This window comes from Streptococcus oralis, assembly GCF_015561235.1.
GTDB classification, from domain to species: Bacteria; Bacillota; Bacilli; order Lactobacillales; family Streptococcaceae; genus Streptococcus; species Streptococcus oralis_BK.
Genome location: NZ_JADMTC010000002.1, coordinates 28,383 through 40,439 on the forward strand (window position 1 = coordinate 28,383; position 12,057 = coordinate 40,439).

The window sequence follows — 12,057 nt, forward strand, 5'->3', positions numbered from 1 at the left end:
TCTACTCTGCCGCCTTCTTTTGAAGAAAGCTAGAGACCGCATCCACCCCAATGGCTAAGGCTTCTTCCTTGGGGCTCATCTGAGGGTGGTGAAGGGCGTAAGGACTATCGATACCTAGCCAGAACATAACACCGTCTACCTTCGAAAGGAGGTAACCAAAATCTTCACCTGTCATAGCAGGCTCGATATCAATCAACTCGATTCCTTCTTTTTCTTCAAAGAATGTCATCAGTTCACGCGCCAAGGCTGGATTGTTCTCAACAGGCAGGTAACCTCCTTGTTTGAGTTCCACTTCGACTTCCATATCAAAGGCTGCTGCAACACCTTCTGCGACTGTCTTGACTCTTTTTTGCACCAAGAGGCTCATGTCCTGAGTCAAAGCTCGAATGGTTCCGTGTAAAAAGGCTGTGTCTGTAATGACATTGTTAGTTGTTCCAGCCTGAAAAACGCCAAAGGTGACCACTGCTCCTTCGATTGGATTGACATTGCGGCTGACAACTGACTGTACCTGGGTCACAAAGTAACTAGCGGCCACTAAGGCGTCATTGGCTTCATGTGGAAAGGCTGCGTGTCCTCCTTTTCCTTTGAAACGAATCTTCACCTCACAAGTCCCTGCAAAAAGTGTATGGGTATTGGTCGCAATCTGGCCGACTTTCAAATCTGGACGAACATGGAGTCCATAAAACTGGTCTGGCAACCAGTCCCCAAAAGCACCGTCCTCATACATGAGCATACCACCAGCTTCATTTTCTTCAGCAGGTTGAAACAGAAAAAGCAGATTATTCTTTGGTTGCTCCTCAAGAGCTCGTTCGAGACAGCCCAAGGCAATGGTCATGTGAAAATCATGGCCACAAGCATGCATACGACCGTGATGTTGGGAAGAAAAAGGAAGGCCCGTTTGTTCGACGATAGGTAGGCCATCAATATCTGTCCGCCAACCAATGGTCCGCTCTGGCTGGCTTCCCTGCAGGTAGACCAAAATCCCTGTCCGCCAGGTACGAACTTGAACAAAGTCCTTGCCCGCAGTCAATTTCTCAATCACAGCCAACAAATAAGCCTGAGTCTTGAACTCCTCCAAGCCAATCTCTGGAATTTGGTGTAAATCTCGTCTAGTCTGAATCAAATCTAACATCTATCTGTCCTCCTATATAGCAGAAAGAGGCTGGGAGAAGTATCCGCCTCTTTTTATTTTTACAAGGTACGAAGCGCATCTTCTAGCGCTGTTTTTTGTTGGGTTTGGGCATCAATCTCTTTGATAATACGAGCTGGAACGCCTGCTACCACTACATTTTCTGGAACATCTTGAGTCACGATAGCTCCTGCAGCGACAACTGAACCACTACCGATTTGGACACCTTCGATGACCACTGCATTGGCTCCGATGAGAACATTGTCCCCGACACGGACTGGATCGGCACTAGCTGGTTCAATCACACCTGCCAAAACTGCCCCTGCACCAACGTGGCTGTTCTTCCCAACGATGGCACGACCACCAAGGATAGCACCCATATCAATCATGGTTCCTGCACCGATTTCTGCTCCAATATTGATAACAGCTCCCATCATGATAACAGCATTGTCACCAATTTCCACTTGGTCTCGGATAATAGCACCTGGCTCGATACGAGCATTGATAGCACGTTTATCTAACAAAGGAACGGCAGAATTACGAGCATCTTGTTCGACAACATAATCTTGATTTTCTACCAAGCCTTCGAGAAGCGGAGCGATATCCTTCCAATCTCCAAAAAGAACATTGCCTAATTTGACAACAGAGCTAGGAACAGCAGACGCTAGTTGTCCTTCAAAGGTTACTTTGACACTGGTTTTCTTCTCTGCATTGGCGATAAATTGGATGATTTCTTGGGCATTCATTTTTGTGGCAGTCATAGGCGCCTCCTAGTTCATTATAATGATACCTATTCTACCAAAAAAGGCTTCAAATTTGAAGCCTAAACTATCAAAATAATCGTCTTTACTTCCCTTCTTTGGCTTCTTCGATAGACAAGAAGACCATAGGGACGATGATCAAAATCATGGCCAAAACTAGAAATCCATCTAGGACCAGACCGAGAAAGAGAACGCTCAATAGGGCCGAAGAGAGAGGCTCGCTAGCGCTCACTACAGAGACAACGAGAGGAGAAACGAGAGAGACGGCCTTCATAGACAGGAAGAAGGCAAAAGCTGTTCCAAATACGGCAATCGTCAGACAAATTAGCACACTTACCAGATCCACTTGAAAACTTATCCGATAAATAGGGTAAAGAAAATTACTAAAGAGCCCTGCCAGAATCATCCCCCAACCAACAGTCGGAACAAATCCGTAACGCCGTGCAAAACGCTGAGGCAGGATAACATTAAACATGACCCCTACTGCACTGAGCAAACCTGTTACTAGAGCCAAAGGTGTCATGGACAGCTGGGACAAATCCCCTTTTGTAGCCATCAAAAAAACACCTAGCATGGCAATCAAAACATAGAAAACAGCTGTAATCGAAGCCTTCTTCTGGTAAATGATTCGATTGTAAAACAGGATAAAAATAGGGCTGATAAATTGCAAAATGGTCGCCGTCGTCGCATTGGAATACTCAACGCAGAGATAAAAGAAAAACTGCACAGAAAAAATACCTAGAATAGCATAGGCTAAAAAAGGTAGATAATTTTTCTTATCTTTCCAGATATCCAACAAACGGCTACGCAACTGAAAGGCAGATAACCCTAAAACCAAACTCCCCGCCACAAGCAACCGCATAGAGGTAATCCAACCTGACGATACTGGGTAATGAGTGAAAAAATACTCTCCTAAAATCCCGCAAATCCCCCAGATAAGACCCGAGAACAGTGAATAAAAGGTTCCCTTCAAAATCTTCTTTTGATACTTATTCATTCCCTTATTGTAACACGAAATAGAAAAAGAAAAAAGTAGCTAAGAGAAGAAAAATTGCCTCTTGCTACTTTTTTTATTATCGATTAAATAGACGGGAACGACCTGAAGAGCCACTCTGAGTATTTCCACTCGAACTTGTTGTTCCCGAACCGCTACTTGAGCTTGGAGGAGTTACTGCAGGAATGCTTCCTAGGATATTCTTCCACGCATTCTGATAATCTGCATCGCTTCCTCCAATAGCGAAGCGGTAGGTGGTTACTGGCGCTCCTTCTTTAGTAGCCCAGTAACTTGTTACGGTAGAACCGGAAACGTTAACTTCTTTGCCATTAATTGAAACCTTGCCCGGTTTCTCCCCTGTCGACTTGAGAACTTGTGACTTGGTCACACTTGAGTCGAGATTAAAGCGCTCATTCCCCCAAATGCCAGGTTTTGCTTGTTGAATGGCATTAACCAAGTGGGCCATATAGTTGGCATTGCGGTAGTGGCCCGCCCCTTTGGCTAGCGGGCGGTTGTCATCATGACCTAGCCAGCCACCCAAGGTCAAGCGAGGCGTAGAAAGCATAAGCCACATATTTTCATCTTCATTGGTTGTACCAGTTTTTCCAATCCAGTCGGCGCTAGCAAGGCTTGGATTGATGGTAGCCAAGTCTGTCTGGAAACTTGAGGTAATCCGAGATGAGATAACATCGCGAAGCAAACTTTGCATGATGGTCGCTGTCGCTTTTGAATAAACTTGGACAGGTTTATCCTTGTGCTCGTATACCACTCGACCATCTGTTGACTCGATCTTCGCGATCATATGTTTCTTATGGTAAACTCCGTTGTTGGCCAAAGTCTGATATCCGTTAGTATGCTGAGCAACTGTAACGTCAATTCCTCCGCCCATCGGTAAACTCTCAATACCATATTCTGGGATTTCGTAACCCATTTTTTCCATATAGCCTTTAACATCAACACCCTTCTCTCGGAGTGTACGATAAGTCCAGTAGGCTGGGATATTCCATGAGTAGTTGAGGGCCTCCCCTAACGTCATCATCCCTGTACCAGGACTATTGACATACATGATAGGATTGCCGTTTGAAAAGTTGGTTGGATAGTTTGATAAGATACTTGCACTTCCCATCAGACCTTGGTCAATGGCAATACTGTAAGCCAATATCGGCTTAGTAGTCGAAGCAGGAGAACGTTTTGTGTCGATAGCATGGTTATTCTGATTTTTTTGATAATTGCGACCACCGACAAATCCAAGAATAGCTCCCGTTTGGTTGTCCATGAGGACATTCCCCACCTCAGGCTGGCCTGTCGAATCATCTAGCAGATAGCCGTAGGTTGCCACCGCATTTTGCATCGCAGCATGAACATTTTTATTAATAGTCGTCGTAATCTTATATCCACCATTTTCAATTTCCTTAGTCGCTAAATCACGATAAGCTTTCTGGATGGATTCATTCTTTTGCTCTTTTACAGAAACATTATCTCTCTGAATCAGATAGTCATACATCCGATCAGTAGCTTCTGCCAAGGTTGCGAAGTAGAGATAGTCACGCGAAGTACCACTGACACTACCAGATGGTAAGAAGTCTTTCTTAAAATCATAATCCTTGTACTTGTCGTAATCTTCCTGACTTAGAGCCCCTGTCCGGTACATATTATAGAGAACATCTCTAGCCCGTTTGACCCCCAGAGCCAAATCCTCCTCGCTCTTCATACTACCGTCAGATTCATAAGGAGAGTAACTAATTGGGCTCTGTGGCAATCCTGCGATAAAGGCTGCTTGAGGGACCGTTAAATCCGAAGCCTTAACCCCAAAGATCCCTTCTGCAGCCTGTTGGGCACCTGCAATATTTTGTCCTTTATGATTGCGACCAAAAGGAGCAATGTTAAGGTAGGTTGTTAAAATCTCATCCTTACCCATAGCTCGCTCTAAAGCTAGAGCATCAATGATTTCTTTAGCCTTACGAGCTAGAGTGGGAGCATCTCCCACCACTTGTTGCTTGATAACCTGCTGAGTCAAGGTCGAACCACCACTGGATGACCCCAGACCGACAAAAGTTCCCAAGGTCGCACGAATAACGGCCTTAGGCACGACTCCCTTGTGCTCGTTGAAATTCTCGTCTTCTGTCGCAATGATAGCCTTTTTAAGATTATCCGAAATAGCACCTGAAGCGACTGAAGTGCGCAACAAATCGCCCTCGATCGAGGCAATGGCACTGCCGTCAGAATAAGTGATTTCTGAGATAGAGGCAATATCCTTCACTTGCTTGACCAACTCTTCTGCTTGAGGAACTTGGGCCTTGTCAAATAGGGCAACTCCATAACCCATAGCCGCCCCAGCACCAAACAGTCCACCGATAAAACCTAGGATAAAGAGAGTGTTAAAGACTATTTTAAACCCACTCAAAATCTTAGCGAAAATAGGCCCTGCCTTTCTAACTTTATCAGAAGAGGTCCCCTTTTTACCGGTTTTCTTATCAGCTAGTTTTTCTGCTAGTCTTTTCTTCCATTTTGCAATTCGTTGCATTAGTTGCTGGAAAAAATGCAGCATTTTTGTTTTTAATTCATCAATTCTTTTTTTCATGAATGTCCTCGCTTTCTCTATTATACCATAAAAGGAAAACTTTCAATAAAATAGCCACTTTCTTCCCTATTCCACTAGGCTATTAATCAAGTTTGTGATACAATAGGTAGAAACAATATTTTATAAAGGAGAAAAGACACATGCACATTTTTGATGAGCTAAAAGAGCGTGGTTTGATTTTTCAAACGACTGATGAAGAAGCTTTGCGTAAAGCCCTAGAAGAAGGTCAAGTTTCTTATTATACTGGCTACGATCCAACTGCTGACAGCCTTCACCTAGGTCACCTTGTCGCAATCTTGACCAGTCGCCGTTTGCAACTAGCAGGTCACAAACCTTATGCGCTCGTTGGCGGTGCTACAGGTCTCATCGGAGATCCGTCCTTCAAAGATGCTGAGCGTAGTCTCCAAACAAAAGACACAGTAGAGGGCTGGGTCAAGTCTATCCAAGGACAACTTTCTCGTTTTCTTGACTTTGAAAATGGGGAAAATAAAGCTGTCATGGTCAACAACTACGACTGGTTTGGCAGCATCAGCTTCATTGACTTCCTCCGTGATGTCGGAAAATACTTCACTGTCAACTCCATGATGAGTAAGGAGTCTGTGAAAAAACGGATCGAGACAGGGATTTCTTACACTGAGTTCGCTTACCAAATCATGCAAGGATATGACTTCTACGTCCTTAACCAAGAGCACAACGTAACCCTACAAATCGGTGGTTCTGACCAGTGGGGAAATATGACAGCTGGTACCGAATTGCTTCGTCGTAAGGCTGATAAGACTGGTCACGTAATTACTGTTCCACTGATTACAGATGCGACTGGTAAGAAATTTGGTAAATCTGAAGGAAATGCAGTCTGGCTCAATCCTGAAAAGACTTCTCCATACGAAATGTACCAATTCTGGATGAACGTGATGGATGCTGACGCCGTTCGCTTCTTGAAGATCTTTACCTTCTTATCACTGGACGAGATTGAAGACATCCGTAAACAGTTTGAAGCGGCGCCACACGAACGCTTGGCTCAGAAAGTCTTGGCTCGTGAAGTCGTGACACTTGTTCACGGAGAAGAAGCCTACAAAGAAGCTCTTAACATCACTGAGCAACTCTTTGCTGGAAACATCAAAAACCTTTCTGTTAAAGAACTCAAACAAGGACTTCGTGGAGTGCCAAACTACCAAGTACAGACAGACGAAAACCACAATATCGTGGAACTCCTCGTGTCATCTGGTGTGGTGAATTCAAAACGCCAAGCCCGTGAAGATGTCCAAAACGGAGCTATTTACGTAAACGGCGACCGTATCCAAGACCTTGACTATGTCTTGACTGACGCAGATAAATTAGAAAACGAACTAACTGTTATCCGCCGCGGGAAGAAAAAATACTTCGTTCTTACATATTAAAAAACAGACTGGAGGCATTTGCCATCCAGTCCTTTTTTTGCTAGACTAAAACTATGAATACAAACCTCAAACCCAAACTCCAGCGCTTTGCTACTGCTAACTCCTTTGCCTGCCCTATCTGCCAAGAAAAACTGACCTTGGTCGAAACTAGTCTCAAGTGTAGCAATCGCCATTCTTTTGACTTAGCAAAATTCGGCTATGTCAATCTAGCTCCGCAAATCAAGCAATCGGCCAACTACGACAAGGAAAACTTCCAGAACCGCCAACAAATCCTAGAAGCTGGCTTTTATCAAGCTATCTTAGAAGGTATCTCGGACCTACTAGCGACTAAATCATCTGCAAAAACAGTATTGGATATCGGTTGTGGTGAAGGTTTCTACTCTCGTAAACTCCAAGAAAGTCACTCTGATAAAACCTTTTACGCCTTTGATATTTCAAAAGATTCCGTTCAAATCGCTGCCAAGAGCGAACCCAACTGGGCGGTCAACTGGTTTGTCGGTGACCTGGCTCGCCTCCCTATAAAAGACGCCAGCATGGATATCCTGCTTGATATCTTTTCGCCTGCTAACTATGGAGAATTTCGTCGCGTTTTATCCAAAGATGGGTTCTTGATCAAGGTCATCCCGACTGAAAATCACCTCAAAGAAATCCGTCAAATGGTGCAGGAGCAGCTGACAAAGAAGGATTATTCTAATCAAGATATCAAAGAACATTTCCAGGAACATTTTAGCATCCAATCTAGCCAAATAGCTTCCCTAACCAAACCCATCACAGCAGAGCAACGCCAAGCCCTGCTTGCCATGACGCCTCTCCTCTTTCACGTTGATCAAACCAAGATTGACTGGAGCCAGTTGACTGAGATTACCATCGAAGCAGAGATTTTGGTTGGGAAAGCAGAGTAATTAAAACTTTCAGATAAGACAAAACCCGCACCCTTGATTGAGGTGCGGGTTTAAATTATGTAATTATTAGTTCAAGTGCCAGATATCTTCGTTGTACTGAGCGATTGTACGGTCAGATGAGAAGAATCCTGCTTTAGAAATGTTAACGATGACTTTATCCAACCATGCGTCACGATCTTCGTAGTCAGCAAGCATTTGCTCTTTGACTTTGATGTAGTCTTCCAAGTCAAGGAGAGTCATGAACCAGTCTTTGTTGATCAATTCGTTGTAAAGACGTTCCAAGCGTTCTTTCTTGCCTACTGCAAGAACAGCGTCACTCACGATGAAGTCAACTAATGGTTTGATAGCTTTACGAGCGTAGAATTCGCTTGATTTGTAAGCTGCTTTTGCGTAAAGGTCGATAACAGTTTCTGAATCTTCACCGAAGATGTAGATATTTTCGTCGCCAACCAACTCAGCAATTTCCACGTTAGCTCCGTCCATAGTACCAAGAGTCAAAGCTCCGTTCAACATGAATTTCATGTTACCAGTACCTGAAGCTTCTTTAGAAGCAAGTGAGATTTGTTCTGAGATATCACATGCTGGGATGAGGAAGCTTGCTGCAGTAACGTTGTAGTTTTCAACCATAACCACTTGCAAGTGTGGAGCTACTTCTGGATCATTTGCAATCACTTCTGACAAGCAAAGGATCAAGTGAATGATGTCTTGGGCGATTGTGTAGGCAGGAGCTGCTTTACCACCAAAGAAGACTGTGATTGGACGAGCAGGGATGTTACCAGCCTTGATATCAAGGTATTTGTGGATGACATACAAAGCGTTCATTTGTTGGCGTTTGTACTCGTGAAGACGTTTGATTTGGATATCAAAGATAGAGTTTGTATTGATTTCCACACCTTGGTGATCTTTCAAGTGACGAGCCAATTTACGTTTGTTGTGAGCCTTGATGCTTTCCAATTTTTCTTTGACAGCTGCTTTGTCTTCGTAAGACAAGAGTTTTTCAAGCTCATCTGCTTCATGGTGCCATCCCTCTCCAATAATCTCATCCAAGTAGTGAGATAGTCTTGGGTTGGCATGCATGAGCCAACGACGGAATGTGATACCGTTTGTTTTGTTGTTGAATTTTTCTGGGTAGATGTCGTAGAAAGCTTTCAACTCTGAATTCTTCAAGATCTCAGTGTGGAGTGCTGCTACCCCGTTAACACTGTATCCGTAGTGGATATCCATGTGAGCCATGTGTACACGGTCGTTTTCATCAATGATTTGAACAGCTGGGTCTTTGTATTCTGCTTTCACACGACGGTCCAATTCTTTGATGATTGGTACCAAGTGAGGAACCACTTCTTGCAAGAATTCAAGAGGCCATTTTTCAAGGGCTTCAGCAAGGATTGTGTGGTTAGTGTAGGCAGTCATGCTACGAACGATTGAGATTGCTTCATCAAGTTCGATACCACGTGCAGTCAAAAGACGGATCAATTCAGGAATCACCATTGATGGGTGAGTATCGTTGATTTGTACAACTGCATAGTCCGCAAGGTCATGCAAGTTGCTTCCTTTTTCGATTGCTTCGTCGATGATCAATTGTGCACCGTTTGAAACCATGAAGTATTGTTGGAAGATACGGAGCAATTCACCTTGCTTGTCGCTGTCGTCTGGGTAAAGGAAGAGTGTCAAGTTGCGAGCGATATCTGTCTTGTCAAAGTTGATACCATCTTCGATGATAGAAGAATCAACTGAATCCAAGTCAAACAAACGCAAGCGGTTTTTAGTAGCTGTCTTGTAACCAGGTACATCGATATCGTAAAGAGTAGATGTCAATGTGAAGTGTGCGAATGGCACTTGGTAGCTACGGCTTGAGCGAACCAACCAGTTTTGCTCTGTCAACCAAGCATTTGGAATTGTTTCTTGTTGGTTATTTTTAAGAACTTGTTGGAAAAGACCGAAGTGGTAGTTCAAACCAACACCGTCACCATTCAAACCAAGTGTAGCGATTGAGTCGATAAAGCAGGCAGCCAAACGTCCCAAACCACCGTTACCAAGTGATGGTTCCAATTCTACTTCTTCGATTTCGATTAACTCTTTACCTGCAGCTGCAAGTTCTTTTTTCACATCGTCATAAAGACCAAGGTTAATCAAGTTGTTTGATAAGAGTTTACCAATCAAGAACTCAGCTGAGATGTAGTAAACTTTTTTCTTACCAGTGTTGACTGGTTTTTGACTGCTAGCAAGCTTGCTGTAGTTGAGAAGAGCAAGGTAAAGCTCTTCATTGCTACATTCTGCAATGGTTTTATTGTAACGCTTTTGTACAAATTCTTTTAATGGTAACATTTTTGTGTCTCCTGATATTGTCTTATTTCTTTAATTCTACCAAATTTTCATTAATTCGGCGATAAATTGTAGTCAAGTCAAGCAAAGTTTCTTCAACAGCTGGTGTGAGTTGGTCTGCTGTCATACGCCATGACCAATTTCCGCCAAGAGTAGATGGGAAGTTCATGCGAGCCGCCTCATCTAGTTCTAGCAAATCTTGCATAGTTGCAATTGCCATGAAGCTAACAGATGAAAATACTGTGCGAAGCATTGCGTGTGGCACTGTTTCGTACTCTTTACGGTTCGTGTAGCGCGCCATGTACTCGCGAGTTGGATCGTCGATCTCATTACGGTACCAACCAAGGACCGTATTGTTATCATGTGTTCCTGTGTACATAACTGAGTTAGCTGGTGCCAAGTGTGGGCTATCGATACTTTCGTCTTCTGGATTGAAGGCAAATTGAAGAATCTTCATTCCTGGGAATCCAGTGCGTTCACGCAACTCGATGACTTCATCTGTCATGAAACCAAGGTCTTCTGCGATGATGTTTAGCTCACCAAGCTCTTCCTTAACGGCTGCGAAGAGTTTGTAGCCTGGACCTTTCACCCATTTACCAGGTGCCGCTGTATCGGAACCAGCAGGAATTTCCCAGTAAGATTCGAAACCACGGAAGTGGTCGATACGAACGATATCGTAGATTTTGAAGCTTTCGCGCAAGCGTTCAACCCACCATTTGTAACCGTCTTTGTCCATTGCTTCCCAGTCATAGATTGGGTTTCCCCAAAGCTGACCAGTGGCAGAAAACTCATCTGGTGGGCATCCTGCGATGCAAGTTGCTTTACCAGTGGCATCTGTCTTGAAGAGATGTGGATTTGCCCACATGTCGCTTGAATCTTCCGCAACGTAGATAGGCATGTCTCCAACAATTTCGATGTGGTTGTCGTTAGCGTAGGCTTTCAATTTCAACCATTGTTGGAAGAAGAAGTATTGAGTCACACGGTGGTAAACCAACTTGTCTGCCAATTTCTCACGGTAGCTTTCAAGTGCTGAAGCTTTACGCGCACGAGCATCTGCATCTGGCCATTCTGTCCAAGCAAGATTGCCAAAATGCTCTTTGATAGCCATATACTCTGCGAAGAGTTCGAGCCAAGATTGGTTATCTTGAGCAAACTTCTCAAAATCTTTGACATCACCCACTTCCAAGAAGCGTTTAACTGCCTTTTCTAAAAGCGGACGACGTGCGTAGTAAATCTTCGCATAATCAACTTCAGATGCATCGCTACCAAAGTCAACACCTTCAAGGTCACTAGCTTCCAACAAGCCTTGCTCTACCAAGATATCAAGGTCGATAAAATGCGTATTTCCAGCAAAGGCTGAGAATGATTGGTATGGAGAATCTCCATAGCTTGTTGTCCCAAGAGGGAGGATTTGCCAGTAACGTTGCTTCGTACGAACCAAGAAATCGACGAAATCATAGGCAGTCTGACCAAATGATCCAATCCCGTATGCTCCTGGTAGAGAAGAGATGTGCATCAACACACCACTTTGACGTTTTTTCATAATAGCACCTCATATGTTTGTTATAAAACGTTGCGCAATCAAGGCGCAAACGTTTGCGTTAATTTAAGTATAACGCATTTCAAAAACAAATGCAAGCGTTTTTAAAAATTTTTTTGAATTATTTTTATCTAACTAAAACTTATTCCCACTGATATTTTATGAAATAAGCGAAAAAATTTTAAAGATTTTCTGATTTAAGATAATTCATTCCCAATATCTGCTCTATTTTCTGAAAAACTGAGCCGAATTTACGCAATCGTTTTCCTAATATATTTTCAATTCAAAAAAACAAACATTTTAAGTTCTTTCCTATATATAGGCTTTAACAAATGTTTGAAACCTTAAAATTTTTTTAAAAAACTTTTTAAAAAAGCTTGCAACCGTTTTCTATTTGTGCTATACTAGGCTCATAAAAGAAAACGTTTGCG

The 12,057-nt window shown here is 43.3% G+C and carries 8 protein-coding genes; 2 read left to right on the forward strand and 6 right to left on the reverse strand.

Annotation, left to right across the window (positions count from 1 at the left end):
- Nucleotide 1: 1 nt before the first annotated feature.
- The 4 genes from I2H52_RS07705 to pbp1b all read right to left on the reverse strand — a co-directional run bounded on the left by I2H52_RS07705 (nt 2) and on the right by pbp1b (nt 5,465).
- Nucleotides 2–1,132, reverse strand: a complete 1,131-nt coding sequence (locus tag I2H52_RS07705) for an N-acetyldiaminopimelate deacetylase (protein ID WP_061588512.1) — start codon at nt 1,130–1,132, stop codon at nt 2–4.
- A gap of 59 nt (nt 1,133–1,191) precedes the next feature.
- Nucleotides 1,192–1,890: a 2,3,4,5-tetrahydropyridine-2,6-dicarboxylate N-acetyltransferase gene (gene dapD / locus I2H52_RS07710; protein ID WP_061588511.1), complete on the reverse strand. Its 699-nt coding sequence runs from the start codon at nt 1,888–1,890 to the stop codon at nt 1,192–1,194.
- An 85-nt stretch (nt 1,891–1,975) separates the two neighbouring features.
- Nucleotides 1,976–2,887, reverse strand: a complete 912-nt coding sequence (locus I2H52_RS07715) for a DMT family transporter (protein WP_096422871.1) — start codon at nt 2,885–2,887, stop codon at nt 1,976–1,978.
- A 76-nt stretch (nt 2,888–2,963) separates the two neighbouring features.
- Nucleotides 2,964–5,465 carry a penicillin-binding protein PBP1B gene (gene pbp1b, locus I2H52_RS07720; RefSeq protein ID WP_195594928.1) on the reverse strand — a complete coding sequence of 834 codons (2,502 nt, stop codon included), beginning with the start codon at nt 5,463–5,465 and terminating at the stop codon, nt 2,964–2,966.
- A gap of 140 nt (nt 5,466–5,605) precedes the next feature.
- On the opposite strand from pbp1b, the gene tyrS reads away from it, so the two are divergent.
- Both tyrS and I2H52_RS07730 read left to right on the forward strand, forming a co-directional pair.
- Nucleotides 5,606–6,862: a tyrosine--tRNA ligase gene (gene tyrS, locus I2H52_RS07725; RefSeq protein WP_195594929.1), complete on the forward strand. Its 1,257-nt coding sequence runs from the start codon at nt 5,606–5,608 to the stop codon at nt 6,860–6,862.
- Between the two features lie 53 nt (nt 6,863–6,915).
- The gene (locus I2H52_RS07730; protein ID WP_195594930.1) at nt 6,916–7,764 is read left to right on the forward strand and encodes a putative RNA methyltransferase; all 849 of its coding nucleotides are present in this window, start codon (nt 6,916–6,918) and stop codon (nt 7,762–7,764) included.
- A 66-nt stretch (nt 7,765–7,830) separates the two neighbouring features.
- Here the strand turns inward: I2H52_RS07730 and glgP are convergent, their stop codons facing one another.
- Nucleotides 7,831–10,089 (reverse strand): glycogen/starch/alpha-glucan family phosphorylase, encoded by a 2,259-nt coding sequence (glgP, locus tag I2H52_RS07735; RefSeq protein ID WP_195594931.1) that lies wholly within the window; start codon nt 10,087–10,089, stop codon nt 7,831–7,833.
- A 22-nt stretch (nt 10,090–10,111) separates the two neighbouring features.
- The gene (malQ, locus tag I2H52_RS07740) at nt 10,112–11,629 is read right to left on the reverse strand and encodes a 4-alpha-glucanotransferase (protein WP_195594932.1); all 1,518 of its coding nucleotides are present in this window, start codon (nt 11,627–11,629) and stop codon (nt 10,112–10,114) included.
- Between the last annotated feature and the right edge of the window lie 428 nt (nt 11,630–12,057).